The sequence below is a fragment of the Faecalibacterium sp. An121 genome (genome assembly GCF_002160915.1).
GTDB lineage: Bacteria > Bacillota > Clostridia > Oscillospirales > Ruminococcaceae > Faecalibacterium > Faecalibacterium avium.
Map to the genome: position 1 here is coordinate 101,936 of NZ_NFLM01000008.1, position 25,342 is coordinate 127,277.

At 63.3% G+C, this 25,342-nt stretch carries 23 protein-coding genes and 1 tRNA gene; 14 read left to right on the plus strand and 10 right to left on the minus strand.

The annotated features are described in order from the left end of the window. Positions 1–78 precede the first annotated feature (78 nt). On the plus strand, positions 79–426 hold the full coding sequence (locus tag B5E66_RS06325) for a MerR family DNA-binding protein (protein ID WP_087230240.1): 348 nt from the start codon (positions 79–81) through the stop codon (positions 424–426). A gap of 87 nt (positions 427–513) precedes the next feature. Here B5E66_RS06325 and B5E66_RS06330 read toward each other — a convergent pair whose 3' ends face one another. Beyond that, a complete protein-coding gene (locus B5E66_RS06330; RefSeq protein WP_087230304.1) occupies positions 514–789 on the minus strand; it encodes a winged helix-turn-helix transcriptional regulator in 276 nt (91 codons plus the stop codon). 228 nt (positions 790–1,017) lie between these two features. Here B5E66_RS06330 and B5E66_RS06335 point away from each other — a divergent pair, with 228 nt between their 5' ends. Beyond that, a complete protein-coding gene (locus tag B5E66_RS06335; RefSeq protein ID WP_087230243.1) occupies positions 1,018–2,163 on the plus strand; it encodes a VanZ family protein in 1,146 nt (381 codons plus the stop codon). 108 nt (positions 2,164–2,271) lie between these two features. On the opposite strand, the gene B5E66_RS06340 is transcribed toward B5E66_RS06335, so the two are convergent. Next, on the minus strand, positions 2,272–3,255 hold the full coding sequence (locus tag B5E66_RS06340) for a carbohydrate kinase family protein (RefSeq protein ID WP_087230247.1): 984 nt from the start codon (positions 3,253–3,255) through the stop codon (positions 2,272–2,274). Between the two features lie 398 nt (positions 3,256–3,653). Between B5E66_RS06340 and B5E66_RS06345 the strand changes: the two genes are divergently transcribed. Together B5E66_RS06345 and B5E66_RS06350 are read left to right on the plus strand one after the other, a co-directional pair. Next, entirely contained in the window at positions 3,654–4,952 is a 1,299-nt protein-coding gene (locus B5E66_RS06345) for a DUF6138 family protein (protein WP_087230250.1), read from the plus strand. 123 nt (positions 4,953–5,075) lie between these two features. Further along, positions 5,076–6,344, plus strand: coding sequence for an SLC13 family permease (locus B5E66_RS06350; protein WP_087230253.1), 1,269 nt, complete (start codon positions 5,076–5,078; stop codon positions 6,342–6,344). Positions 6,345–6,612: 268 nt separating this feature from the next. Here the strand turns inward: B5E66_RS06350 and B5E66_RS06355 are convergent, their stop codons facing one another. The 6 genes from B5E66_RS06355 to B5E66_RS06380 all read right to left on the minus strand — a co-directional run bounded on the left by B5E66_RS06355 (position 6,613) and on the right by B5E66_RS06380 (position 12,296). Continuing rightward, positions 6,613–7,941: a uracil-xanthine permease family protein gene (locus B5E66_RS06355; protein ID WP_087230256.1), complete on the minus strand. Its 1,329-nt coding sequence runs from the start codon at positions 7,939–7,941 to the stop codon at positions 6,613–6,615. A gap of 108 nt (positions 7,942–8,049) precedes the next feature. Next, on the minus strand, positions 8,050–9,165 hold the full coding sequence (locus B5E66_RS06360; protein ID WP_087230259.1) for an NTP transferase domain-containing protein: 1,116 nt from the start codon (positions 9,163–9,165) through the stop codon (positions 8,050–8,052). Further along, on the minus strand, positions 9,092–9,433 hold the full coding sequence (locus tag B5E66_RS06365) for a winged helix-turn-helix domain-containing protein (protein WP_087230262.1): 342 nt from the start codon (positions 9,431–9,433) through the stop codon (positions 9,092–9,094). The genes B5E66_RS06360 and B5E66_RS06365 overlap by 74 nt, the downstream gene beginning before the upstream one ends. A 16-nt stretch (positions 9,434–9,449) precedes the next feature. Next, positions 9,450–10,241: an ABC transporter ATP-binding protein gene (locus B5E66_RS06370; protein ID WP_087230266.1), complete on the minus strand. Its 792-nt coding sequence runs from the start codon at positions 10,239–10,241 to the stop codon at positions 9,450–9,452. Beyond that, positions 10,238–11,218 (minus strand): FecCD family ABC transporter permease, encoded by a 981-nt coding sequence (locus tag B5E66_RS06375; protein ID WP_242958111.1) that lies wholly within the window; start codon positions 11,216–11,218, stop codon positions 10,238–10,240. The genes B5E66_RS06370 and B5E66_RS06375 overlap by 4 nt, the downstream gene beginning before the upstream one ends. Beyond that, positions 11,193–12,296 (minus strand): ABC transporter substrate-binding protein, encoded by a 1,104-nt coding sequence (locus B5E66_RS06380; RefSeq protein ID WP_087230272.1) that lies wholly within the window; start codon positions 12,294–12,296, stop codon positions 11,193–11,195. The genes B5E66_RS06375 and B5E66_RS06380 overlap by 26 nt, the downstream gene beginning before the upstream one ends. Positions 12,297–12,457: 161 nt before the next feature. Between B5E66_RS06380 and B5E66_RS06385 the strand changes: the two genes are divergently transcribed. The 4 genes from B5E66_RS06385 to B5E66_RS06400 all read left to right on the plus strand — a co-directional run bounded on the left by B5E66_RS06385 (position 12,458) and on the right by B5E66_RS06400 (position 16,988). After that, on the plus strand, positions 12,458–13,252 hold the full coding sequence (locus tag B5E66_RS06385) for an FAD binding domain-containing protein (RefSeq protein WP_087230307.1): 795 nt from the start codon (positions 12,458–12,460) through the stop codon (positions 13,250–13,252). Then, entirely contained in the window at positions 13,252–13,731 is a 480-nt protein-coding gene (locus tag B5E66_RS06390) for a (2Fe-2S)-binding protein (protein ID WP_087230311.1), read from the plus strand. The genes B5E66_RS06385 and B5E66_RS06390 overlap by 1 nt, the downstream gene beginning before the upstream one ends. After that, positions 13,721–16,024 carry a xanthine dehydrogenase family protein molybdopterin-binding subunit gene (locus B5E66_RS06395; RefSeq protein WP_242958112.1) on the plus strand — a complete coding sequence of 768 codons (2,304 nt, stop codon included), beginning with the start codon at positions 13,721–13,723 and terminating at the stop codon, positions 16,022–16,024. The genes B5E66_RS06390 and B5E66_RS06395 overlap by 11 nt, the downstream gene beginning before the upstream one ends. Positions 16,025–16,214: 190 nt before the next feature. Beyond that, on the plus strand, positions 16,215–16,988 hold the full coding sequence (locus B5E66_RS06400; protein WP_087230275.1) for an AIM24 family protein: 774 nt from the start codon (positions 16,215–16,217) through the stop codon (positions 16,986–16,988). A gap of 111 nt (positions 16,989–17,099) precedes the next feature. Here the strand turns inward: B5E66_RS06400 and B5E66_RS06405 are convergent, their stop codons facing one another. Beyond that, positions 17,100–17,588 carry a hypothetical protein gene (locus B5E66_RS06405; protein WP_087230278.1) on the minus strand — a complete coding sequence of 163 codons (489 nt, stop codon included), beginning with the start codon at positions 17,586–17,588 and terminating at the stop codon, positions 17,100–17,102. Positions 17,589–17,835: 247 nt separating this feature from the next. Between B5E66_RS06405 and B5E66_RS06410 the strand changes: the two genes are divergently transcribed. Beyond that, positions 17,836–17,911 (plus strand) — tRNA-Ala (locus tag B5E66_RS06410). Between the two features lie 190 nt (positions 17,912–18,101). Here B5E66_RS06410 and B5E66_RS06415 read toward each other — a convergent pair. Then, positions 18,102–18,977: an AraC family transcriptional regulator gene (locus B5E66_RS06415; protein ID WP_087230281.1), complete on the minus strand. Its 876-nt coding sequence runs from the start codon at positions 18,975–18,977 to the stop codon at positions 18,102–18,104. A gap of 597 nt (positions 18,978–19,574) precedes the next feature. Between B5E66_RS06415 and B5E66_RS06420 the strand changes: the two genes are divergently transcribed. From B5E66_RS06420 to B5E66_RS06440, 5 genes are all read left to right on the plus strand, one after another. Beyond that, positions 19,575–20,849 (plus strand): ABC transporter substrate-binding protein, encoded by a 1,275-nt coding sequence (locus B5E66_RS06420; protein ID WP_087230283.1) that lies wholly within the window; start codon positions 19,575–19,577, stop codon positions 20,847–20,849. Between the two features lie 12 nt (positions 20,850–20,861). After that, positions 20,862–21,746 (plus strand): carbohydrate ABC transporter permease, encoded by an 885-nt coding sequence (locus B5E66_RS06425; RefSeq protein ID WP_087230286.1) that lies wholly within the window; start codon positions 20,862–20,864, stop codon positions 21,744–21,746. A gap of 42 nt (positions 21,747–21,788) precedes the next feature. Next, on the plus strand, positions 21,789–22,613 hold the full coding sequence (locus B5E66_RS06430; protein WP_191427128.1) for a carbohydrate ABC transporter permease: 825 nt from the start codon (positions 21,789–21,791) through the stop codon (positions 22,611–22,613). Between the two features lie 121 nt (positions 22,614–22,734). Then, positions 22,735–24,936: an alpha-galactosidase gene (locus tag B5E66_RS06435; RefSeq protein WP_087230292.1), complete on the plus strand. Its 2,202-nt coding sequence runs from the start codon at positions 22,735–22,737 to the stop codon at positions 24,934–24,936. Then, on the plus strand, positions 24,933–25,342 hold a 410-nt coding region (locus B5E66_RS06440; protein ID WP_242958113.1), incomplete at its 3' end, for an alpha-amylase family glycosyl hydrolase. The genes B5E66_RS06435 and B5E66_RS06440, both read left to right, overlap by 4 nt.

The following is a 25,342-nucleotide window of genomic DNA, read 5'->3' on the forward strand; positions in this document are numbered from 1 at the left end:
ATGCCCGTCCATACGGAATAAGTATTAGACATCCGGCTCTTTGCGGCCTACAATAGAGGCTGCAAGGAGGAAACGCCCATGGATATCCAAAAAGCCTGCGGCTGCTATCATATCCCGCCTTCGCTGCTGGAGGCCTACCGGCGGGTCTACGGACCCGGGGCGCTGGATCACTGGAGCGACCAGGACCTGGAGCGCCTGAGCCTGATGATGACCCTCCAGGACATCGGCTTCACCCTGGACGAGGTGGAAGCCTATATGGGACAGCTGACCCGGGACTGCGGCTGCCAGGCCTGTCTTTCGATGCTGGAGCGCCGCCGCGCCGCCGTGCTGGAGCAGATCCACTTTGAAGAAAAACAGCTGGCCCGCCTGGACTACCTGCGTCACAAACTGCAATGCCAGCTGGCCCAGGACCACCCCCGGCGGTGACACGGCCACACAACGTTAAACACCCCCGCCTCTTTCAAAAGACGGGGGTGTTTTTGCATGACGTTCCGGGAAGGGCCGGCGGCGCGATCACGCATGCGCCTTGTATTCCTCGCCCCAGGCGCCCATCACATCCAGGATGGGTTTGAGGCTGCGGCCAAGGGCGGTCAGGCTGTATTCCACCCGGGGCGGCACCTCGGGGTAGACGGTGCGCAGCACAAGCCCCTGGGCCTCCATCTCCCGCAGCTGTGCGGTCAGCACCTTCTGGGACACATGCCCGACCGAGCGCTGCAGCTCGCCAAAGCGTTTGGTGCCCGGCATCAGATCGCGCAGGATCAGCACCTTCCATTTGTTCCCGATCAGCATCAGGGTCGTCTCCACCGGGCAGGCCGGCAGTTCTTTCTTGTCCTGTGTCGCCACGACAACACCCCTCCTTTGCTCAGGCAGCCCGGCCCGGGCGGTTCTTGTTACGCCGTTATTATAACACAAAGGCTCCGGCAGCTGCAATCCCTCCCCTTTACAAGCGGCCCGGGCCGGTGCTACAATGAAGCCGCGGGCCCCCGGGCCTGACACTGCAACAGGAGGCAGGGGCCTATGAATCCATACATCCAGGTGCTCGGGCAGGCGGCGGTGATCTATCCCATCATCGTCGTGCTGTTCACCATCCCCTATATCGCGTTCAATTACCACAAATACGGGTCGGTGCTCAGCCTCCGTGTGCTGATCGTCTACTCGTTCATCCTGTATCTGCTGTGCGTCTACTGTCTGGTGATCCTTCCCCTGCCCTCTCCTCAGGAGGCCGCCGCGCTGCAGGGGCGGCAGGCCCAGCTGATCCCCTTCTGGTTCGTCAGGGAGATCGCCCAGCAGTCCGGCGCGGCGCTGACCCAGCCCGCCACCTGGCCTTCCATCCTGGACAGCAGCACGTTCTGGGTCACCTTCTACAACTTTTTCATGACCCTGCCTTTCGGCGTCTACCTGCGGTACTACTTTTGCTGCGGCTGGAAAAAGGCCCTGGGGCTTTCCTTTGCCCTCACCCTCTTTTTCGAGCTGACCCAGCTCAGCGGGCTGTACTTCATCTATCCCGGCAGCTACCGCCTGTTCGATGTGGATGACCTGCTGGTCAACACGGCGGGCAGCATGGCAGGCTGGGCCCTGGCCGGCCCTGTGGGACGCCTTTTGCCCAGCCGCCAGGAGCTGGACGCCACCAGCCTGCGCCGGGGCGCTTCGGTATCCCTGGCGCGGCGGGCCTTCTCCTTTCTGGTGGACTGCGCCTGCGCCGCCGTCGCCAGCCCCCTGTTCTTTATGGTGTCGGCGCTGGTTTTGGGCCAGGCCCTGCCCGCCCGGTGGCTGCCCCTGTTCCTGTGGGGCTATTTCAGCCTGATGCCCCTTCTGATGGGCGGCCAGACCCCCGGCAAGCGCCTGACCCGCACCCGCATCCTGCGCACCGGCGGCCAGAAAGCCAGCTGGTACCAATACCCTCTGCGCTACGGCCTGCTGCTGGCAGGCGTGTGGGGACTGCCCTTCCTGCTCGATGCGCTCCTTCTGGCCTGGTCCGATGCCAGCCATGTGGGCGCGCTGGCCGCCCCGGTGCTGCGCACCCTTTTGACCGGCGGATACCTGTTCGGGCTGTTCTTTGCCCTGGTGCTGGCTTTGCTGCGCAAACCCCTCTATTATGAGCGCTGGTCCCGCACCCAAATCGTCAGTACCGTGGTCCCCGACCCTCCGGACCAGACGTCCTGAAAAGCGCCGTCCCGGCCAAAAACAACAGGGAACGGCATCCCGCCCCACCCGGGCAGCGGATGCCGTTCCCTGTTTTTCTCTTTGATCGGAGCGTCCAGTCCCGCAGGATCACGGGTTCGGATAGGCTTTGGCCATGGTCTCCTCCACCTGTTCGGGTTCGGGCATCGAGCGGATGGCGCCCTTTTTGGTGGTGACCAGGTAGGCCGCGGCGTTGGCGAAGCGGAGCATCTGGTCGAGGTCCGGCCGAGTCAGACCCTCGATGCCATGCTCCAGCACAAAGTTCAGCACGCTGGCGCAAAAGGTATCCCCGGCCCCGGTGGTCTCGATGACGCCGCCCAAAGTGCAGCCGGGCTGGAAGGTGTGCGCCTCCCCGCAGAAGGAATAGCTGCCCTGCGCCCCGGCGGTGACGTTCATCAGCCGGATGTTGGGGTACTGCTTTTGCAGGATGGCCGCACCCTTTTCAAAGTCGCTCTGCCCGGTCATGAACAGCAGCTCGTTGTCGGAGATCTTGAGGATGTCGCACCGGGCCAGCCCCCAGGCGATCTGCTCCCTTGCCTCCTCCAGGCTGTCCCACAAAGGCTCCCGCAGATTGGGGTCAAAGGAGATGAGAGCGCCCGCCTCCCTGGCCAGGGCCACCGCCTTCTGGGTGGCGGCGCGGCAGGGCTGCCCGGTCAAAGACAGGGTGCCAAAGTGGAAGATCCGGCAGCTCTGGATCAGCTCCTGGTCCAGGTCCTCCACCGTCAGGTTGGCGTCCGCCCCCGGCTTGCGGTAAAAGCTGAAATCCCGGTCGCCCCCGGGCAAGGTCTGCACGATGGCCAGGGTGGTGTGTACGTCGGGATCATACCGCAGGCCCTGCAGGTCAATGCCCGCCTCCTCCGCGACCCGGGCCAGCTGGCGGCCAAAGCCGTCCCGGCCCACTTTGCCCACAAAGGCACAGCGCTTGCCCAGCTTGCGCAGCATGGCCAGCACGTTGCAGGGCGCGCCGCCGGGGTTTGCCTCAAACAGGGGGTTGCCCTGCTCCGAAAGCCCGTTCTGGGTGAAATCGATCAGCAGCTCTCCCAGAGCCACCACATCCAATGTCTTGTCCTTCATTGCCCGTCCTCCTTGTTCCGTCTGCAAAGGATGGCCGTTCCGCCGGGCCGCAGCCTGGGCGGCGGCTTTTCCGCTTCATTATAGCACAGCCCGGCCTCCGGGCGCAATGGCGCAGGCCCCTTTTGCCCCTGTCCTTCTTTCCGGCCCACAGATGCCATACAGGCGGGACTTTTTGGACAATTTGTGCTATAATAACTGCAAAGCTGTCCGATCGTCCGCCGCCCTTTTCTGTTTCGTTCCATGAGGCCCGCCATGAAATCCACGTTCGTCCTGTTTTCTCTGTCCGGTCTGCCGGCATGGATGCCGGCGGGCATCCTGTGGTCTTTTTGCGCCCTGCGCCCTTCCCTGCCCTGCCGGCGGGGCGGCGCGGGGCGTTTTGCATAAGGAGGGATCCCACCATGACCCATTCCGACGAGCCCCGTCCCCTGACCCCTGCCAAAAGCCCTTTTTCCCCCGATGTGCAGCGCCAGGCGGATCTGTGCATCCAGGCGGTGCTGGCAGGCGCCGCCCAGGCCGACGCCAGCGCCCTGCCGCCCGCCGTGTACGCCCCCGGCGGTTGCTGCAGTTTCACCCCGGGGCAGCTGCTGGAGCGCTACCTGACCGGGGCGGACCCCCTGGATTTTCCCTGTTCGGAAGCGATGGATCTTTGCAGCGCCCTGCGGCAGCTGACCGCCTGGCGGGAGCTTGCCTTCCCTTTGGACAAATTTGTAGAACAGCAGATCCTGCGGCGGTACGCCCAGCCGGACCAGCCCGTCTCAGAGCCCCTGCTGCGGTTCGGGTGCTATGTGGCGGTGTGCCATATGGTCTATGGTTCGGGCGGGCCCCTGCCCCAGTGCAGCGTCTTTCAGCTGGCGGCAGCGCTCTGCCCCGGCCTTGCGCAGCAGCTGAAGGAACAGGGCACCGGCCAGCTGCCCTCCGACTTGCAGCGCTGCAAAACGCCCCGGCTGACCGCCTGCGCCAACGACGCCATGGCCTCCATCCGCCTTCTGGTCAAAGAGGACAGCCCGGCCGCCTATGCTGAGGCTTTGGACTATCTGTGCCGCGTGGTGCAGCAGCCCTGCTTCCCCCACAGCTACGCCATCGAGTACCGCGGTCCTGCCAGGGACTATCTGCCCGGCCTGCCCAAAAAGGGCGTCAACCAGCTGTTCGCCTGTGCGGCGCGGTATCCCGCCCTGCACCCGGCCATCCAGACCTATGCCCGGCTGGCGGCCCGGCCCAAAGCCCAGTACACCAACCTCCCCCAGGCTGTGCCCGGCGCCTTTGCGGTGTTCGCCCTGGCCCTGGCCAGTCCCCAATACTGGCCCCTGGCCTGTGACCATCTGGCTTTGTGCGGTCCGGCCCAGGCCCATCTGGTGGAAAAGTTCCTCCACACGCTGATCGCCCAGACCGGCTTTGTCCCCGAGGTTTTGCCGGTGCTGGTGCGCGGGGTGCAGGCAGCCGGGCGGCTGCGGCCCGGTCCCACCTTTGCCAAGCTGGCCGCCAGCACCGCCAGCCTGGACGCCCTGCTGGCTCTCAAGGCCGACCTGCCCGCCTATCTCCCCGCCGGGGACCGCCGCTCCACCGCCGCCCGGGCCGCCCTGTGGGAGAGCATCTGCTTTGCCATCTGGGGCCCGCCGGGCTGCAAGGGAGGCATCAAGGTGATACGCGCCGCCCCGCAGGCGCTCAAGCCGCGCTATGCCGTTCTTTTCGGCCCATGAGAACGATAGGGCCGCCGATTTGATTTGACATTTCGGTTCTTTCATTGTACCATGGTAAGTATCCTATACTACCGCGCACACCAAACATTGGCCCTCGGGCCGGAAAGCGAGTTGATCTCACCCATGCTATACGCCCTGATCCTCTTTGCCATCACCTATGTGCTGATGCTCACCTTCAGCAAGTACAGGCCATACATTGCCCTTGTCTCTGCGCTGGTGTTCATCCTCACCGGCATGCTGCCCCTGGACCAGATCCTGGGGGCCATCGACTTCAACGTCCTGATGATGATCGCCGGCACCATGGGGCTGGTGCAGCTGTTCATCGACAGCAAAATGCCCGCCCGTCTGGCGGACATGATCATGGCCAAGGTGCCCAATGTACAGATGGCCGCCGTGGCACTGGCCCTCTTTGCGGGCATCATCTCGGCCTTTGTGGACAACGTGGCCACCGTGCTGATGGTGGCCCCCATCGCCATGGAGATCTGCAAAAAGCTCAAGACCAACCCCGTGCCCTTCATCATCGGCATTGCGGTGTCCTCCAACCTCCAGGGCGCAGCCACTCTGGTGGGCGACACCACCGCCATCATGCTGGGTTCCTATGCCAACATGAGCTTCCTGGACTTCTTCTTTTATAAGGGCCGCCCCGGCATCTTCTGGGCGGTGGAGCTGGGCGCCGTGGCTTCGGCCTGCATCCTGGCGTTCCTGTTCCGTAAGGAAAAGGGCGCCATCCCCAAGAGCGGCAGCCTGACCCCGGTCACCGACTATGTCCCCACCGTGCTTTTGGTGGGCATGATCGTGCTGCTGATCTCGGCCTCCTTCATCCCGAACAAGCCCGATATCACCAACGGCCTGATCTGCCTGTCCCTGATGGCCATTGGTCTTGTGTACAACTACTTCAAAAAGAAGGACACCGCCGCCGTCACCGGCCCTCTCAAGGCCATTGACTTTGAGACCATCGGCCTGCTGTTCGGCCTGTTCCTGGTCATCGGCGGCATCACCCACATGGGCGTGGTGGACGCAGCCGCCAACCTGCTGGCCCATATGGGCGGGGGCAACGTCTTTGTGATCTACACCGTCATCGTGTGGGCCTCGGTGCTGTTCTCGGCCTTTATCGACAACATCCCCTATGTTGCCACCATGCTGCCGGTGGTCACCAGCCTGGCGGCGGGCCTGGGCATCGACCCCACATTGCTGTATTTCGGCCTGCTGTCCGGCGCTACTCTGGGCGGCAACTGCACCCCCATCGGCGCGTCGGCCAACATCACCGGCATCGGCATCCTGCGCCGCGCCGGGTATGAGGTCAAGACCAGCGACTTCTGCCGCATCGGCATCCCCTTCACTCTGGCCGCCATCATCCCCGCTTACATCTATTTCTGGGTGCTGTTCGCCTGACCCGCACGCTGAAAACCAAAAAGCCGGGCCCCTTGCGGGGTCCGGCTTTTTTTGGGCGTGTCGAAGAACGACACGCTCCAGGGGGAACCCATTTCTGCGCGCAGTCGCGCGTCAGAAATTCCTTCCCCCTGGTATCCCCCTGGGGACAAAATTTAGCGCCGAATCGCGCACTCGGCCTTGCGGCCTCGCACACTCTCAGTGCTAAATTTCCCTGTATGTGTCCTGTCCATCCGCGCATGTCAGCTGGACAGGACTTTTTATGATTGGATCAGTCTGCGGGGGTATCGTCCTGGGGGATGATCAGGTTCAGCACGAACACGATCAGGAAGGACACCACCAGGCTGCTGCCAAAGATATTGCGCGCCAGCTGGGGCACGAACTGCAGGATATCGGGGGCAGCGTCGATGCCAAGACCAATGGCCAGCGCGATGCCCACGATCATCCGGTTGCGGTAATTCAGAGGCTGCTCATTCAGCAGCTGGATGCCCGACATGGTGATGGCCGCAAACACGGTGACCGTGGCGCCGCCCAGCACCGGCTGGGGGATGGTGGCCATCAGGCCGCTGAACTTGGGGAAAATGCCTGCTGCCAGCATGATGACGCCCACCATGGCGAACACGCGCCGGGCCACCACCTTGGTGGTGCAGATCAGGCCCACATTCTGGCTGTAAGGGTCGGTGGGCAGACCGCCGATCACCGCGCCGATCATGCCGCAGAGGCCCTGGCCCTTGATGGCGCCGCCCAGCTCCTGGTCGGTGCACTGCCGGCCAAAGCCGCCGATGGCGGTGGAGGACACGTCACCGATGGTCTGCACCGCCTGCACCATATACATCAGGATCATCATGATGATGGCGTCAAAGTGGAACTCCAGCCCAAAGTAGAAAGGCCGGGGCAGAGCGAACCAGGAGGCAGCCTGCAGGTCTGCAAAGCTGACCACGCCTCCCATGGCCAGGGCGGCGCAGTAGCCCACCACGATGCCGATCAGCATACCGGACGCCTTGAGCAGACCCTTGCCAAAGAAGTTGCAGGCCAGGGTGACCACCAGTGTCAGGATGGCCAGCAGCCAGAACTTGGGCGAGCCGAAGGTGCCGTTCGTCTGGGCGGCGCTGCCGCCGCCAATGTAGCTGATGGCCGTCTTGTACAGCGACAGGCCGATGCTCATGACCACCGTGCCGCTGACGATGGGCGGGAAGAACCGGCGGATATGGCCGATGAACATACCCACAAAGATGGACACGAAACCGGCCACCAGCTGGGAGCCAAAGATGGCCGCAATGCCGTACTGCTGGCCGATGATGGTCAGGATGGGCATATAGGCAAAGGCCACGCCCATGACGTTGGGCAGCTTCATGCCGAAGCCGAACACCGGGAACAGCTGCAGCAGAGTGGTGATGCCGCCGATGATCATGGCGGCCTGGGTCAGCATGATCTTCTCCTCCGCCGACAAACCGCAGGTGCCTGCGATCAGCATGGGCGGGGTGATGTTGCCGATCAGCATGGCCAGCACGTGCTGCATGGCCTGGGGGAAGGCGGCGGCCCAGGAGGGCTTGCCGTCAAACTTCATCAGCTCGACGTTCGCCTGAGAGGGATTGCTCATTTGATTTCCTCACTTTCCAAACTTCGCTCAAAAAAGCCAACGCAGGACATTATATCTTAAAATCCGGCATAAAGCAAGCGGAAAATAAGTCGTACTTATGTGTAATACTTATTTCATGTGCCCAAATCGCATCCGCTGCAGGTCCTCCCGGGTGTCCACGTCGGCCAGCTCGGCGCCGCTGGATGCCTCCACCAGGCCCACCTGTTCCGGGTGGCGGCGCAGCACCCATCCCCCGCCCTGGTCCTGGCTCAGGGCCGCCAGTTCCCCAAAGCTCCAGGCCGGGAACCACACCGGCGCGCCGGGCGTCCCCTGCCAGGCCGCCCGCCAGATCTTGTCCGGCACGGCAGCCCCGCACAGCGCCAGGGCCGCTGCCGTCTCCCGCCGCAAAAGGGGCTGGTCTCCGGGGCAGAACAGGCATCCGTCCAGCGTCCCCTCTGCCGTCGCCGCCTCCAGCCCCAGCCGGATGGTATCGCTGCGGCCGGGCAGGCTGTGGAGCACCGTCTGTATCCCCTGCTGCCGGCAGAGCGCCGCCGTGTCGGGATTCCGGGTCACCACCACACGCCGGGCAAACAGCCCTTCGGTGGATGCCAGCACATAGGACAGCAGAGGCCTGCCTCCCAGCGGGGCCAGCAGCTTATTGCCCCCGAACCGCCGCCCCAGCCCCGAAGCCATCACCACGCAGCCTGCACGGCCCAGAGGGCGGTCCAGGTCCAGGCAGAACACGTCGGGCCGGGCGCACAGCTGCCGCAGAAAGGGCAGGTCCTGTTTGCGCACCGCCGCCAACAGCCGCTTGCTGCCCATCAGGCGCAGGATGGCCTGGCAATAGGCGGAGCTGCCGCATTCCAGATAGCCGATCTCATCGATGGCGGCCCACTGGCCGGGAGCCCGGGCCGCCTGCTCCAGCGCTTCCACCCCCAAAGCGTCAAAGCCGCCGGTGGGCCGCATCCGGTTCTCCGGCCCGGGGAGCGCGGGGTCAAAGCGTCCCGCCTGGACCACAGCGCCCTCCGGTTCCTGCCGCAGCCACACCCCGGCGCCGGGCCGGGCCCATGTAGTCACCCCCGGCCAGGGTCCGGCGGACAGCAGGGGCTGCAGGGCCCGCAGCAGGGTGGTCTTGCCGCTGCCCCGGCCCCCGGTCAGCAGCAGATGCTTTTTACCGCTGCTGCGGAAAGCACGCCAGGTACAGCTGGCGGTTGGCCTCCACGCAGGCGTCCCGATATCGTTCATATTGCCTCAGCCACTCCTTTCCCTGGGCCGTCAGGCTGCTGCCGCCTCCGTCCCTGCCTCCCGCAGTCCGCTCGGTCAAGGCAAAGCCGAGGGCTTTTTCGGCGTGCCGCACCAGTTTGAGGGCCTTGGTATAGGCCATCCCCATCGATTGGGCCGCAGCCCGCAGGCTGCCCGTCTGCTCCACTGCGTGCAGCAGACGGCAGGGGCCTTCGCCAAAGAACTTCTCCCCATCTTCATCCAGAAAGATGACCCGGGTCACTGCCTGCATCCGTCGTACCTCCGTTTTAGTCAGGTTCTTTCAGCATCACAAGCTGCTCCCGGCCCGCCCGGTCCCTGCATCGGGCCAGGCTGACCGCTCCATACACCGCCGACAGCTGCTCCTCCATCCGGGGCAGCGGGTCGGTTTTGGGAGCCAATACCCCCTGCACCCCGCCTTCCGCCAGGATCAGCAGCCTGTCGCAGCAGTTGAGGGCAAGGCCCGGGTCGTGCAGGGTCACCAGGGCTGCCCGCCCGCCCTCTGCTGCCCAGCCCCGCAGCAGGGCCAGCATCCGGTAGCGGTAGCGGAAATCCAGGGCGCTTTCGGGCTCGTCCAACAGCAGCAGCTGCCCCTGCGCCGCCAGGGTGCGGGCCAGGATGCACAGCTGCTTCTGGCCTTCGCTCAGATGCAGGTAATTCTCCTGCTCCCGGCCGGCCAACCCCACCTGGGCCAGGGCGGCGGCGGCCCGGGCGCGCATGGCGGGGGTGGGCTGCTCCAGCAAGCCCAGCCACGGATTGAACCCCATCAGCACCACATCCAGCACCGGCAGGTCGATGCCGATGCCGCTGCGCTGGGGGATATAGCTGCACCGCCGGGCCAGCTGCCGGGCCGAAAGGCCCTCCAGACCGGCCCCCTCCAGCGTGCACCGGCCTGTATGGGGCAGGATACCGCACACCGCCTTCAAAAGGGTGGTCTTGCCGCTGCCGTTGGCGCCCAGCACTCCCACCAGCTGCCCAGCCTCCAGCGCAAAGGACACCTCACGCAGCACCGCCCTGTCCCCATAGCCGGCCCCCAGGCCGGACACCGTAAAAAAGCTCATGCCCTCACCCTCCCGCGCAGGATCAGAAAGATCAAAAAGGGCGCGCCCAGCAGGCTGGTGAAGATGCTCACCGGCAGCTCCACCGCCGCCGCGCTGCGGGCCAGGATGTCCGCGCCGGTCAGCAGTACGCCGCCCAGCAGGCCGCCCAGCAGCATGGTTCCCAGGCTGCTGCGCCCGGTCAGCATCCGCGCCGCGTGGGGAGCCAGCAGGCCCACAAAACTGATCAGCCCGGTGAGGCTGACCACACAGGCCACCGCCAGGGTGGCTGCCAGCAGGACGGCCAGCCGCAGCCGGCCCACCTGTACCCCCAGCATCCGGGCCTCCCCTTCCTCCGCTGCCAGCAGGAGGATCTGCCGGTGGAGCAGGAACAGCGCCCCCACGCTGACGGCGCACAGGGCCAGGCTGCCGCCCATGGTGTCGGAGGTGACGCCGTTCAGGCTGCCCATGATCCAGTACTCGATGCTGGCCAGCTCCCGCTCGGGGTCTGCGGTCAGCTTGAGGCACATCAGGACGGTCTGGGCCAGGGCGTGCACCGCAATGCCCGCCAGCACGATGGTGCTGTGGCGGCCCGACCGGTCCAGGGCGGACAGGCCCAGAGCCAGACCCACGGCGGCCAGCGCGCCCCCAAAGGCGGCCAGGGTGACCCCCGCCGCCCCCTGTAAAAAGAGGATGCCCGCCGCCGCACCGGCGCTGGCCCCCGAGGACACCCCGATCACATCGGGGGAGGCCAGAGGGTTGCGGAACACGGTCTGATAGACAAACCCCGCCGCTCCCAGGGCAAAGCCCCCGGCGGCTCCCACCACCGTCCGGCTGAACCGCAGCGACCAGAATACCTGCAGCTGCATGGGTTCCCCCGCCAGCAGGCCGGCCAGGGTCAGGGGGTATTTCCCGGTGAATAAACTGGCAGCAGCCAGGGCTGCCAACAAGGCGGCCCCGGCTGCGCACAGCATCTTAGTTTTCGCTGTAGGTGAAACCATAGAAGCTCTCATAGAAATCGTTGTACACCTGCACGGCCTCGCTCTCGGGGCACCGGTCCGGATGCAGCACCGACGCCAGCCACACCGACCCCAGGATACCGCTGGGCACCGGGCTGTCCCAGGCCTCGGCGTCCCCCGGCACCTGGTAGACGCTGCCGTTCTCCACGGCGGCGCAGCCCGCCAGGGCGGGATCGTTCAGCACGTCCTCCACCGTGTAGGCCGCGTCCGAAGCCAGGATGATGTAGGCGGGGTCCCACGCCAGGATCTGTTCATAGCTGACATTGGCCCAGTAGGTGTCGGTGATCTCAGCCGCCGCATTGACGCCGCCGGCCATCCGGATCATGTCCGACTGGTACATGGCGTCCCCTGCGGTGGACAAAAAGTCCGAGTTGCCGGCCAGATAGACGCTGGGCGTTTCAACGCCGTCCAGCTTTTCGGCCAGGGCGGCCTCCTGCTGTGCGACAAAGTCCAGCAGGGCGTCGGCCCGGTCCGCGGTGTTGGTGGCCTGGCCGATCAGGCTGGTCATCTCGTTCAGCAGGTCCTGGTCCTCGGGGTTGACCACCAGGGCCGGGATCCCCATTTCCGCAAGGGTGTCGGCGCTGTCCTGCAGCTTGAGGGGCAGGATCACCAGATCGGGCTCCAGCGCAAGGCATCCTTCCAGGTCGAACTGCTTGGCGGTGCCCACGCTGGGCAGATCCAGCAGTTCGGGAGCGCTGCGGGCGTAAATGGGCCGGCTGTCCGCCTTGGCCTCGATGCCCACCAGCTGGTCCTCCAGACCCAGGGCAATGAGCAGGCTGGTGGAGATGTAATAGCCGCTGACCAGCTTTTCGGGCTCGGCCTCGATGGTCACCTGCCGGCCCGCCTGGTCGGTCAGGGTGACGGGGTAGGCCGTTTGGGCGGCGCTGTCCGCCTGCGGCTGGCTGGCGGCCTCAGAGGAAGCCGGCGCCGAAGATACGGCCGCCTGGCTGGAGGCGGCGGATACGGCGGACGAGCCGGACGCGCTCTGGCCGCCGCAGGCCGCCGCCGATAAGGCCATGGCAGCCGCCAGGGCCAGGGATAGGATCTTGTTCCATTTCATGGTTCTGTTCTCCTCACCGTTGTTGTTTTGAAACTATAACGCAATTATAGCAATTTCCCTTCCCAAAAGCAAGGCTTGCTGGTATAATAACAGGGTATGGAAACTTTGGGCCCCGTCTTTTTTCTGCGGGGCAGCGTGAGAATAAGCAGAGGATGCAGACCATGATCAACATACGCAACTATGTCCGGCCCCAGAGCCTGGAGGAGGCCTACCAGCTCAACCAGAAGCGGGGCTCCCGCATCCTGGCCGGGATGCTCTGGACCAAAATGGAGAGCGGCAGCGTAGGCACCGCCATTGACCTGTACGGCCTGGGTCTGGACGCCATCCAGGAGGATGACAGCCGGTTCACCCTGGGGGCCATGGCCACCCTGCGCCAGCTGGAGCAGCACCCCGGCCTGCAGGCCTACACCCAGGGCGCCCTGGGCCGGGCCGTCCGGGATATCGTGGGGGTGCAGTTCCGCAACATGGCCACGGTGGGGGGCAGCCTGTGGGGCCGGTTCGGCTTTTCGGATGTGCTGACCGTCCTGCTGGCCATGGATACCGACGTGGAACTGTACAAGGGCGGCCTTGTGCCTCTGGAGCAGTTCGCAGCCATGCCCTATGACCGGGACCTGCTGGTGCGGGCTGTGATCCGCAAGACCCCCGGGACTTTTGCCTATCAGGCCATGCGGGTCCAGCGCACCGACCTGCCGGTGCTGACCTGCGCCTTTTCCCATATCGGCGGGGAGTACCGGGCCGTGATCGGGGCCAGGCCGGGCCGGGCCATGGTGCTGCGGGACCAGGAAGGGCTGCTGGCAGGGGGCATCACCCCCGACAGCGCCCGGGCTTTTGCGGAGTGGGCCGCCCGGCACACTCCCACCGGCAGCAATGTCCGGGGCAGCGCCGCCTATCGGACCCATCTTGTAAAGGTACTGGTGCGGCGCGCCGCGCTGGAAGTGGGAGGTATCCAGGAATGATCGAGATCAAACTGACCCTCAACGGGCGGCCGGTGACGGATTTTGTGGACCCCGACTGCCTGCTGATCGACTTTCTGCGGGGGCACGGCTGTCTGAGCGTCAAACGCGGATGCGATACTTCGGGCTGCGGGCTGTGCACCGTCCTGCTGGACGGCGTGCCCGTCCTGTCCTGCTCGATGCTGGCCGTCCGGGCCGCCGGCCGCACGGTACAGACCCTGGAAGGGCTGCAGGAGGAAGCGGCCGACTTTGTGGGCTTCATTGCAGACCAGGGAGCCGATCAGTGCGGCTTCTGCAACCCCGGCTTTGTAATGAACACCATCGCCCTGCTGCGGGAGAATCCCGACCCCACCGACGATGAGATCCGGGCCTTCCTGGCCGGCAACCTGTGCCGCTGCTCCGGTTACGAGGGGCAGCTGCGGGGCATCCGCAGCTATCTGGACAGCCGCAGCGAAAAAGGAGGGTCCAGCCATGCCCAATGAGCATAAGGATTACCGCGCCATCCACAAGCCGGTGCGCAAAAAAGACGCCATGCAGCTGCTGCTGGGCAAGCCGGCCTACACCGACGATGTCACCCCCAGAGATGCCCTGGTGGTCAAGATCCTGCGCAGCCCCCACGCCAACGCCCTCATCGAGGAGATCGACACCTCCATCGCGCGGAAGGTGCCGGGGGTGGTCGCAGTGTACACCTGGCAGGACGTGCCCCGGCAGCGCTACACCATTGCCGGCCAGACCTATCCCGAGCCCTCCCCCTATGACCGCCTGATCCTGGACCGGCACGTCCGCTTTGCGGGGGACGCGGTGGCCATCGTCGCCGCCGAGACCGAGAAGGCCGCCCTGCAGGCCATGAAGGCCATCCGGGTCAAGTACCAGGTGCTGGAGGCGGTGCTGGACCTGCGCACCGCCAAAGACAACCCTGTGCTGGTGCACCCCGAGGAGGATTGGCGGGCCTCCTGCCCGGTGGGCGGGGACAACCGCCGCAATCTGGTGGCCAGCGATACCAACGCCAGCGGGGACATTGACCAGGTGCTGGCCAGCTGTGACATCGTGCTGGACCGCACCTATCACACCAAGGCCTTCAATCAGGCCATGATGGAAACGTTCCGCACCTACACCGAGCTGGACCCCTACGGACGGCTGCACGTGGTGTCCTCCACCCAGATCGTCTTTCATGTGCGGCGGATTCTGTCCCATGCCCTGGGCATCCCCAAAAGCCGCATCCGGGTGGAGAAGCCCCGCATCGGCGGCGGCTTCGGGGCCAAACAGACAGCCGTGTGCGAGGTGTATCCCGCTTTCGTCACCCTCAAGACCGGGCGCCCCGCCAAGCTGATCTACACCCGGGAGGAAGCCCAGACCGCCGGCAGCCCCCGCCATGAGATGCAGATCCGGGTCCGGCTGGGCGCCGACCGGGAGGGCCGCATCCGCGGCATCGACCTGTACACCCTCTCCAACTCGGGAGCTTACGGGGAGCACGGTCCCACCACCGTGGGCCTTTCGGGCCACAAATCCATCCCCCTGTACAGCGGCTGCCTGGAAGCCTACCGCTTCAGCTACGATGTGGTCTACACCAACACCCAGGCCGCCGGGGCTTACCGGGGCTATGGCGCCACCCAGGGCATCTATGCCCTGGAGACCACCGTCAACGAGCTGGCCGAGCGGCTGGGCCTCGATCCCACCCGCATCCGGGACCGCAACATGGTCCGGGAAGGGATGCAGATGCCCGCCTACTACAACGAGATGGCCAACGCCTGCGCCCTGGACCGCTGCATGGAGCACTGCCGCCAGATGTTCCACTGGGACGAAAAGTACCCCGTGCGGGACATGGGCAACGGCAAAGTCCGGGCAGCCGGCGTGGCTATGGCCATGCAGGGCTCCTGCATCTCTAACGTGGATGTGGGCTCTGCCACCCTCAAACTGAGCGAGGACGGCACCTACAACCTGATCATCGGCGCTGCTGATATGGGCACCGGCTGCGATACCATCCTGGCCCAGATGGTGGCCGAGTGCATGGACTGCGACGTGGACGACGTAGCCGTACACGGGGCGGACACCGATGTGTCTCCCTATGATTCGGGCTCTTACGCCTCCTCCACCACTTATATCACCGGCAAGGCGGTGGAAAAAGCCTGCGACGAGATGAAAGAGCGGCTGTGCGCCATCGCCGCCGACCTTCTCCATTGCAGCGCCGGCGAGGTCCTGTTTGAGGGCCGGCAGGTCCGCCGTGCCTCCACCGGGGAGACGGTCAGCCTGGAGCAGATCGGCTACAAGAGCCAGGTGTTCAACAACCGGGCCGCCGAGGTCACCGCCACCCACTCCTCCCCTGTCTCTCCCCCGCCCTATATGGTGGGCATGGTGGAGATCGAGCTGGACAAAGAGACCGGCCACGTGGAGGTGCTGGACTACATGGCGGTGGTGGACTGCGGCATCCCCATCAACCCCGCCCTGGCCCGCATCCAGGCCGAAGGCGGCATCGTTCAGGGCATCGGCCACACCCTGATGGAGGACATCCAGTATGACCGGTGGGGCAAACCCATCCAGTCCTCCTTCCTGCAATACCGGCTGCCCACGCGGCTGGACATGGGCCATCTGCGGGTGGAATTTGAGCACAGCTATGAGCCCACCGGTCCCTTTGGGGCCAAGTCCATCGGGGAGATCGTCATCAACACCCCCGCCCCCGCCCTGACCCACGCCATCTACCGGGCCACCGGGGTGTGGCATCGGGAGATCCCCATCACCCCCGAGCAGATCGCCCTGGGGCTGGAGACACAGCGCTGAGAAGCGCATCCGCAAATTGAAGGACCCACCAAAGCCAGGGACGAAAGCGTCCCTGGCTTTTTCTTTGCCGGAGCGCCGCCGGACCTGTTGTATTTTTCATCGCGCGCCAGGCGGGTATCTTGCCTATCCCGCCAGAGCCTGCTACAATGGAGCCATACCGCCATCCACCTGCCTGCAAGGAGGGCACAGTATGTATCAGATCACAAACTTTACCGACAACGACGACGTCAAGATCATCGACGCTCTGGGGGCCTTCCAGGTTATCGAGTACCAGCGCGACCTGAGCGTCACTCCAAATTCCGCCGTCACCGCCTATTACAGCGCCCAGATGAACGTGAAAAAGCGCCAGCTGGTCTGCTACCTGAACCGGGCCCCTGTGACCATCCAGGCGGGCAGTATGCAGTGGATGCTGGGCGACGTGAACGCCACCACCGGCATCAAAGGCGTGGGCGACTTTTTGGGCAAGGCCGTCCGGGGCAAGACCACCGGCGAGTCCGCCATCAAGCCCGAGTATACCGGCAGCGGCGTGCTGGTGCTGGAACCTACCTATAAACATCTGATCCTGCTGGACGCCGCAGACTGGGGCGGCGGCGTGGTGCTGGATGACGGGCTGTTCCTGGCCTGTGAGTCCAGCCTGCAGCACAAAGCAGTGATGCGCTCCAATTTCTCGTCGGCGGTGGCCGGCGGCGAGGGCCTGTTCAATTTGAGCCTCAACGGCCGGGGTGTATTCTGCATCGAGTCGGACTGCCCCAAAGAGGAGCTGATCGAGATCGCGCTTCAGGATGACGTGCTCAAGATCGACGGCAACTACGCCATTGCCTGGAGCAAGACCCTGAACTTTTCGGTGGAGCGCTCGGGCAAAAGCCTGATCGGCTCGGCCGCCTCGGGCGAGGGTCTGGTGAACGTCTACCGCGGCACCGGCAAGGTCCTGATGATGCCCACTGCCAAGATGCCCAACATCTGATCAAGATACAAAAAAGCCGGTCCGGGCGCGCTGCCCGGGCCGGTTTCTGTGTGTATGGAACCATTTCTGTGCGGCAAAGCGTCCCACAACCGGGCTGTGTGCCCGGATGGCTTATTCTTCCTCGCTTTGAGCCGCAGCCTGCAGGGCCTTTTTGTTCTGGGCGCCGCCAACGATGTACAGCACCGGGCCTGCCAGACCACCCAGGAGGTTGGCAATGCCCATCAGATTGTTTACCCCAAAGATCAGCAGACCCAGCACGCCAAACACCAGGAAGGCGATCCCCCAGCCGGTAAAGTAGACGGTACCGCTTTGCAGCTTGCGCAAACCCAAAGCCCCTACGACGATCTTGATCACATTGAATACAGCCATCATGCCCATCACTGCGGTCAGGAGGTTCTTGGCTGCGGCCAGCACCTGGTCCAGCGTCATGCCGGTGGCCTCCAGGTCAGCCATAAATGCAGGGTCCTGGGTCAGGCTGTTCACCGTGGACATCCCCATATCCAAAGTGCTGGCCGTCGCCATAGCCATCAGCATAGCCATGGCAGCCCCCAGGATCATCAGGATGGAGCCGATCCGGAGCAGTTGATTTTTCTTTTGCATATCATGTCCTCCTCTGCAAGCCCCTTGCTGCGGGCTTACACTGACATTCTAACACTGTATCCGCGTCCTGTCCAGCAATATGCATAAAAGTTTACATCTATAAGGAAGTATCCTAGACAACACCGCCAGCCATCCCCATTTTCCGCCATTTGGGCAAAAAAGTGCTTGACATTCTCCCCGCCCTTTGCTATAATAACTGACGTCGCCGGTCAAACACCACCGCGGCGGCCCGCAAAACGGAACATCTGGGGGTATAGCTCAGCTGGGAGAGCGCTTGAATGGCATTCAAGAGGTCAGCGGTTCGATCCCGCTTATCTCCACCAAGACAAAAAGCCTTGAAAACATCGTGTTTTCAAGGCTTTTCTTTTTTGCATGCGGCGCAAAAGCAACGGGCACTTCCAGCTTGCGCCCGGCTTCCATGCCCCGCCTCCCATGCCGTACCGTGGCGGCACGGAGGGCGGGGCTTTCCCGTTTCCTTTTGATCGCATTTGCCCTCTTATCACGGGCCCTGCATTATTTTTTGTCCGGTTTTTCCGGATCGATCAGGTGCGTGGAGCGGTATTCCCGGGGGGAGACGCCGTGGACATTCTTGAAGGCGCGTGAAAAGTGCAGCTGGTTGTCGTAGCTGACCTGAGCGGCGATCTCACCGATGGACAGACGGGTCTCTTTCAGCAGCTGGGCGGCCCGGGCCATCCGATAGTGCAGCAGATAGGCCTGGGGGCTTTCTCCCACAGCGTCCCGGAACACCTTGCCGAAATAGCTGCGGTTCAGCCCGCTGACCGCTGCGATCTCCTCAATGGAGATATCGCGCTGGTAGTTCTGTTCGATGAAGGTAAGGGCTTCCTTGATGTAAAAATCCCGCACCCGCCGCTCACCGCCGCTGCGCCGTCCCGCCGAACACTGGACCAGCTTGTCCAGAAACAGAAACCCATGGGCGATCAGGTGGATGGGGCTGGCGCCGGCATGGTTGACGATGTACAGCATTTCTTCCTCGATCACCCTGCCGGCTTCGGGATTGCGGGCGGTGTAGATGGGTTTGGCCCCGCTGATGCCGGCCAGATGCAGGCTTTCATGGGCCCGCAGACCGTCGAACTCGATCCATGTGTACACCCAGGGGTCGGCGGAGTCGGAGCGGTAGGTCGTCACCTGGCCCGGCACCACCAGGAATCCATGCCCCGGGGTCACGGTATACACCTGCTCGTTGGCCATCAGCTGGCCCCGCCCTTCAATGATATAATGGAACAGGTAGTGATTGCGGGCATAGGGCCCATAGGAATGAGTGGGGGACGTGCGCTCCCATCCAAACTGGTAAAGGTTCAGGTCGATGAAGCGCTCGTCTCGGAACACATGGAATTTTAACTTCTCGGGGCCTTTTTCTTCCCAGGCCATGCGCAATCCTCCTCGCCAGCGGAACGTCCCATACCCTCCGGTATGTCAGACTGTCAAAAAAGTCCCGTCCAGCTGACATGTGCGGATGGACGGGACACATACAGGGAAATTTGGCGCTGAGAGTGTGCGAGCCGTCTTGCGGCGAGTGCATGATTCAGCGCTAAATTTTGTCCCCAGGGGGATACCAGGGGGAAGGAATTTCTGACGCGCGGCTGCGCGCAGAAATGGGTTCCCCCTGGAGCGTGTCGCTTTTGCGACATGCTGCCATACCCTCCGGTATGTATCTGAACCGTTTTTTGCTTTGTTAATTCTATTATATCAAGCCGTCAAGGGAATATATACCGTTTTGCGTTCATACTTTCACAAAATGGCCTAGTATCCTAGAAATTGGCATATAAAAGGTTGCATTATGGTATTCAACATTTTGTCTCCATACTATATAATTATACTGCAATACGGGAGAACAAATTGTGCAATGTGCACAACGCACAATTTTTCGTTCACAGTTTCGTCATCATGACGAGACCGAACGCTCCCCATGGCGCCTCCCGGGCAGGTCCTCACTCATCCATTGGCAACACTCAAAGGAGATGGCTTATGAAGAAGATTTCACGCCGTTCGTTCCTTGCGGCCACAGCCGCGCTGGCGGCGGCCAGCCTGACCGCCGGCTGCAGCGGCCCGGGCGATGGCAAGACGCATCTGACGTTCCAGATCTGGGACGTCGCCCAGCGGGACGGGATGCAGGCCATGTGCGACGCCTACACCGTCCAGCACCCCGAGGTGGTCATCGAAGTGCAGGTCACCAGCTGGAACGAATACTGGACCAAGCTGGAAGCCGCCACTATGGCCCGCCAGGCCCCCGATATTTTCTGGATGCACACCAACGAGATCCTGAAGTATGCCGACAACGGCAAGCTGCCCGACTGCTCGTCCATTGTCGAGACCGAGCACTTCTCTGACATTTCGCTGGCCAACGCCAGCGGATCCGATGGCAAGCTGTACGCCGTACCCAAGGACAAGGATACCGTTGGCCTTGTTTACAACAAGGAAATGTTCGACGCCGCCGGTGTCAGCTATCCCGATGACACCTGGACCTGGGACACGCTGTGCGAAGCGTCCCAGAAGATCTACGATGCCACCGGCTATTATGGCTACATGGCCTATGGCGATGACCAGCTGGGCTACTGGAATTTCGTTTACCAGGCGGGCGGCAGTATCCTGACCGAGGACAAGACCCGAGCCAATTTTGATGACCCCGCTACCCGGATGGGGATGGAGTTTTACATCAATCTGCAAAAGAACGACTGGTGCCCCACCCAGACCTACTTTGCCGAGACCAGCCCCGGCACCGCCTTCTTTTCCGGCTACGGTTCCATGTTTCTGGAAGGCAACTGGAACATCCTGTCCGAGCTGCAGAACTACCCGGAAATGGTGGGTAAATGGGATGTGGCTATCCTGCCCAAGTGCCCCAACCCCCTGAACGGTGACGGCCGGGCCACCATTTCCAACGGCCTGTCCTACGCCACTACCACCACCAACAAGCATCTGGATGTGGTCATGGATGTGCTGAAGTTCTTCGGCAGTGAAGAAGGCCAGCGCATCCAGGGCGAGAGCGGCGCGGCCATCCCGGCCTACATCGGCCTGGAGGATACCTGGGTGGGCGTCTTTGACGAATACCCCATCGACGTGACCTGCTTTGTCGATATGCTGGAGTACGGCATCCAGAGCGTCAACAACGCCGCCCGCCCCGAGTGGAAGACTCCGGTCAGCGACACTCTGCTGAAGATCTACACCGGCGAGCTGACCATCGACCAGGGCCTGGACGAGATGCAGCAGATCATCGACGAGGCCAGCGCCGAATACTACGCATAAGGAGGCAACACCATGGAAAAAACGTCTAAGCTGGGCCGCGACGGAGCTTTTTGGGGCCTTGTCATGGTGGCCCCCACGGTCATCGGCCTGATCGTGCTGAACATCTACCCCTTCATTGACACCATTTACATGAGCTTCTCCAAATCGCTGCCCTTCGGCGAATTCGAGTTTGAGGGCATCGAGAACTATGTGGAGATGTTCCAGAGCCCCGAGTTCTGGCAGGCCACCTGGAATACCATCCTTTTCTGCATCCTGACGGTTCCGGTGGGCATCTTTCTGGCCCTGCTGGTAGCTGTCCTGCTGAACAGCAAGATCAAAGGGCGCACCACCTTCCGCGCCATCTTCTTCCTGCCCATGGTGGTGGCCCCCGCCGCTGTGGCTATGGTCTGGAAGTGGATCTTCAATTCCCAGTACGGCATCATCAACCAGCTGCTGGACGCCAACATCGGCTGGCTGACCGACAGCCAGATCGTCCTGATCACCTGCTCGGTGGTCCAGATCTGGAGCAACATCGGTTACGACGCCGTTTTGCTGCTGGCCGGATTGCAGAACATTTCGGTCAGTCTGTACGAAGCCGCCGACCTGGACGGCGCATCCAAGGTCCGCCAGTTCTTCAGCATCACACTGCCGATGGTCTCTCCCACCCTCTTTGTGGTCCTCATCATGCGTCTGATGAGCTCGCTGAAAGTCTTTGATCTGATCTACATGATGGTGGACAGCTCCAACCCCGTGCTGAACGACGCCCAGACCTTGATGAGCCTGTTCTACCGGGAGAGCTTTATCGCCGGCGACAAGGGTTATGCCGCCGCCATCGTGGTCTGGACCGTCCTGCTGATCGGCCTGGTCACCCTGGTCCAGTTCATCGGCCAGAAGAAGTGGGTCAATTACGAGGTGTAAAACATGAGTACTGCAACTGCTACCGCCGCTCCTGCCCGGAGCATGAAAAACACCAAGCGGGTGACCAAAGCTCTTACCTATGCGGCCCTGATCCTCGGCAGCATCATCATGATCTTCCCCTTTGTGTGGATGGTGCTGACCTGCTTCAAGACCCAGGCCGAGTCGATGGCCATTCCGCCCCAGATCCTGCCCAGCCAGTGGAATTTCGACAACTTTGTCACCGCGCTGGAAAGTCTGCCCTTTGTCAACCTGTACATCAACACTGCCCTGCTGATCCTGCTGCGGGTGCTGTGCGCCGTGGTGTTCAGCTCGATGGCGGGCTACGCCTTCGCCAAACTGCACTTTCCCTGCAAAAATCTGCTGTTCTCCATCATCCTGATCCAGATGATGCTGCCCAGCCAGATCTTCATCACGCCCCAGTACCTGATGCTGGCCAAGGTGGGCATGACCAACTCCATCTTTGCGCTGGTGTTCCCCGGCCTGGTCTCTGCCTTCGGCACCTTCTTTTTGCGGCAGGCGTACCTGGCCATCCCCAATGAGATCGCCGAGGCCGCCTATCTGGACGGCTGCAACAAATGGCAGGCTTTTTACAAAGTCATGCTGCCCCTGACCGGCTCCAGCATGGCCGCTCTGGCCATCTTCACTGCGGTGTTTGCCTACTCGGACCTGATGTGGCCCCTGATCTGCAACACCGATCTGAACATGATGACCCTTTCCGCCGGCCTGTCCACCCTGAACGGCCAGTTCACCACCAACTTCCCCGTCCTGATGGCGGGCAGCCTGCTGGCCATGATCCCCATGGTGATCCTGTACCTGATCTTCCAGAAGCAGTTCATCCAGGGCATCGCCATGACCGGCGGCAAATGATCCCAGGCTTTTGCATTCCCCTTTGATATCATCCGCGCCACACGCCGAAAAAGGCGCCCGGTCCACCCTATGGCTGGGCGCCCTTTTCCGGCTTATCTTGTAAAGTAAGGAGGATACTGTCATGAGTATCCGCATCGACCATGAAACCGGACTGATCACCCTCCACACCCTCCACACCAGTTATCAGATGTGGGCCGACGGCCAGGGTGTGGTCCATCACTTGTATTATGGCCCCGCCATCGGCGGCAGCGACCTGCGCGGCCTGGAGTTTTATTCCGACTGCGGCTTCTCTCCCCAGCCCGCCGGGATGGACCGGCAGCGGGATTATTCCCTGGACACCCTCTGTCAGGAATACACCGGCAGCGGCGTAGGGGATTACCGGATCGGCTGTCTGCGCCTGGCCGGCCCCGACGGCAGCCGGGCCGCGGACCTCCGTTTTGTTTCGGCCGAGGCCGTTCCCGGTAAATACACCCTGCCCGGCCTGCCCGCCGCCTGTGCGGAGGATGACACCTGCGAGACCCTCCGCCTCAAACTGCGGGACGCCGTCCACGGCCTGACCGTCACCCTGCTGTACGGCGTCTTTGCCCAGGCCGACGTCATCACCCGGGCCGCCCTGCTGGAAAACGAGGGCAATGGTCCCATCCGGCTGGACAAGGCCGCCTCGGCCTGCCTGGACCTGCCCTTCGGTCCGTGGGAGCTGATCCATTTCCACGGCCGCCACTGCATGGAGCGCCAGCCCGAGCGGGTCCCCCTGAGCCACAACATCCAGACCCTGCGCTCGGCCCGGGGAGCCTCCAGCCACCAGCACAACCCCTTTGCCATCCTGGCCGCCCCCCACACCACCGAGGAAGCGGGCGAATGCCTGGGGGCCATGCTGGTGTGGTCAGGCAATTTCAAGATCGAATGCGAAGTCAGTCAGATGCAGTCCACCCGCCTGGTAGCGGGGGTCAGCGACGACGACTTCAGCTGGACCCTGGAGCCGGGCGGCCAGTTTGCCGCACCGGAGGTGCTGTTCTGCTACAGCGATCAGGGCCTGAGCGAACTGTCGGCCCGGTACCACCGCTTCTTGCAGCGCCACATCATCCGCAGCCCCTGGCGGGACAAGCCCCGGCCCGTCCTCATCAACAACTGGGAGGCCACCTACATGGACTTCGACGCCCAGCGCATCTGGGATATCGCCCGCCAGGCCCGGGACCTGGGGGTGGAGATGCTGGTGCTGGACGACGGCTGGTTCGGGGAGCGCAGCGACGATTCCAGCGGCCTGGGAGACTGGCAGTTCAACGAGAAAAAGCTGGGCTGCACCTTCGACCAGCTGATCGGCCGGGTGCGGGAGATGGGGCTGCTGTTCGGCCTGTGGATCGAGCCTGAGATGGTCTGCACCAACACCGCTCTCTACGCCGCCCATCCCGACTGGGCCCTGACCATCCCGGGCCGGGCGCCGGCCACCGGCCGCAGTCAGCTGGTCCTTGACTTGGGCCGGCCTGAAGTGGTAGACTACCTTTACAGTCTGTTTCACCGTCTGCTGGCCGAGCATGACATCGCCTACATCAAATGGGACATGAACCGCAATCTGACCGACGTTTACAGCCGGGTTCTGCCCCCTGAGCGGCAGGGCGAAGCAGCCTACCGCTATATGCTGGGGCTGTACAGCCTGCTGGACCGACTGACCCGGGATTTCCCCCAGGTTCTGTTTGAGGGCTGCGCCGGGGGCGGCGGCCGGTTCGATGCCGGGATGCTCTGCTACTGTCCCCAGATCTGGTGCAGCGATGACACCGACGCCATCCACCGAATCAAGATCCAGTACGGGACCTCCTTCGGGTATCCGCCCTGCACGATGGGCAGCCATGTCTCGGCTTCGCCCAACCACCAGACCGGACGCAGCACTCCGCTTTCCACCCGGGCAGTGGTGGCCATGGCCGGGACCTTTGGCTACGAGCTGGATCTGCAGAAGCTGACCGACGCTGAAAAAGAGATGGTCAAAGTCCAGATCGCCCAATACAAGCAGCTGCAGCCCCTGCTGCTGGAGGGCCGGTGCGAGCGCCTGACCGACGCCGTCACCGACACCTGCTTCACGGCATGGCAGTTTACAGCCCCCGACCGGAGCCGGGCGGCGGTGAGCGTGGTGGTCATCGACCCCCAGGCCAACCCCTGGCCCATCCATGTCCGGCTGCGCGGGCTGGACCCCCAGGCCCTTTATCACGAATCCCTCACCGAGCGTGTCTACACCGGCGCGGCCCTCTGCCATGCCGGGCTGACTCTGCCCATCCTGCAGGGCGATTTCCCCGCCGTGCAGATCATGATCGAAAGGACGGAATCCCTATGACCCAGCAGGAAGAAGCCCTGTTCCAGCAGCGCCTGGCCCGCCATCGCGACGAGCTGCGCTGGCTGTACATGGAACTGTACGACAACGGCCCGATGTTCGATGCGCTGTGCAGCCAGATGCACGGCTATGCCGAAACCCGCGCCGCCGCCCTGAAAGCCCGGGACGCCGCCCGGGAGGCCGATCCGGACTGGTACAAGCGGAACGATCTGCTGGGGATGATGCTGTATGTGCACAACTTCGGCGGCACCCTGCGGGGGGTGGAAAGCCATCTCGATTACATCCAGGAATGCGGGGTCAATTACCTGCACCTGATGCCTCTGCTGGCCAGCCCCCGGGGCAAAAGCGACGGCGGCTATGCCGTGGCGGATTTCCGCACCATCCAGCCCGAACTGGGCACCATGGAGGA

Coding starts and splice junctions, on each gene's coding strand:
- B5E66_RS06370 (WP_087230266.1), bottom strand. CDS start 10,241: ATGAGCTTTTTTACGGTGTCCGGCCTGGGGGCCGGCTATGGGGACAGG.
- B5E66_RS06365 (WP_087230262.1), bottom strand. CDS start 9,433: ATGCAGGCAGTGACCCGGGTCATCTTTCTGGATGAAGATGGGGAGAAG.
- B5E66_RS06335 (WP_087230243.1), top strand. CDS start 1,018: ATGAATCCATACATCCAGGTGCTCGGGCAGGCGGCGGTGATCTATCCC.
- B5E66_RS06425 (WP_087230286.1), top strand. CDS start 20,862: ATGGAAAAAACGTCTAAGCTGGGCCGCGACGGAGCTTTTTGGGGCCTT.
- B5E66_RS06395 (WP_242958112.1), top strand. CDS start 13,721: ATGCCCAATGAGCATAAGGATTACCGCGCCATCCACAAGCCGGTGCGC.
- B5E66_RS06325 (WP_087230240.1), top strand. CDS start 79: ATGGATATCCAAAAAGCCTGCGGCTGCTATCATATCCCGCCTTCGCTG.
- B5E66_RS06385 (WP_087230307.1), top strand. CDS start 12,458: ATGATCAACATACGCAACTATGTCCGGCCCCAGAGCCTGGAGGAGGCC.
- B5E66_RS06415 (WP_087230281.1), bottom strand. CDS start 18,977: ATGGCCTGGGAAGAAAAAGGCCCCGAGAAGTTAAAATTCCATGTGTTC.
- B5E66_RS06435 (WP_087230292.1), top strand. CDS start 22,735: ATGAGTATCCGCATCGACCATGAAACCGGACTGATCACCCTCCACACC.
- B5E66_RS06345 (WP_087230250.1), top strand. CDS start 3,654: ATGACCCATTCCGACGAGCCCCGTCCCCTGACCCCTGCCAAAAGCCCT.
- B5E66_RS06380 (WP_087230272.1), bottom strand. CDS start 12,296: ATGAAATGGAACAAGATCCTATCCCTGGCCCTGGCGGCTGCCATGGCC.
- B5E66_RS06350 (WP_087230253.1), top strand. CDS start 5,076: ATGCTATACGCCCTGATCCTCTTTGCCATCACCTATGTGCTGATGCTC.
- B5E66_RS06355 (WP_087230256.1), bottom strand. CDS start 7,941: ATGAGCAATCCCTCTCAGGCGAACGTCGAGCTGATGAAGTTTGACGGC.
- B5E66_RS06375 (WP_242958111.1), bottom strand. CDS start 11,218: ATGGTTTCACCTACAGCGAAAACTAAGATGCTGTGCGCAGCCGGGGCC.
- B5E66_RS06340 (WP_087230247.1), bottom strand. CDS start 3,255: ATGAAGGACAAGACATTGGATGTGGTGGCTCTGGGAGAGCTGCTGATC.
- B5E66_RS06405 (WP_087230278.1), bottom strand. CDS start 17,588: ATGCAAAAGAAAAATCAACTGCTCCGGATCGGCTCCATCCTGATGATC.
- B5E66_RS06400 (WP_087230275.1), top strand. CDS start 16,215: ATGTATCAGATCACAAACTTTACCGACAACGACGACGTCAAGATCATC.
- B5E66_RS06430 (WP_191427128.1), top strand. CDS start 21,789: ATGAAAAACACCAAGCGGGTGACCAAAGCTCTTACCTATGCGGCCCTG.
- B5E66_RS06420 (WP_087230283.1), top strand. CDS start 19,575: ATGAAGAAGATTTCACGCCGTTCGTTCCTTGCGGCCACAGCCGCGCTG.
- B5E66_RS06360 (WP_087230259.1), bottom strand. CDS start 9,165: ATGAACGATATCGGGACGCCTGCGTGGAGGCCAACCGCCAGCTGTACC.
- B5E66_RS06330 (WP_087230304.1), bottom strand. CDS start 789: ATGCTGATCGGGAACAAATGGAAGGTGCTGATCCTGCGCGATCTGATG.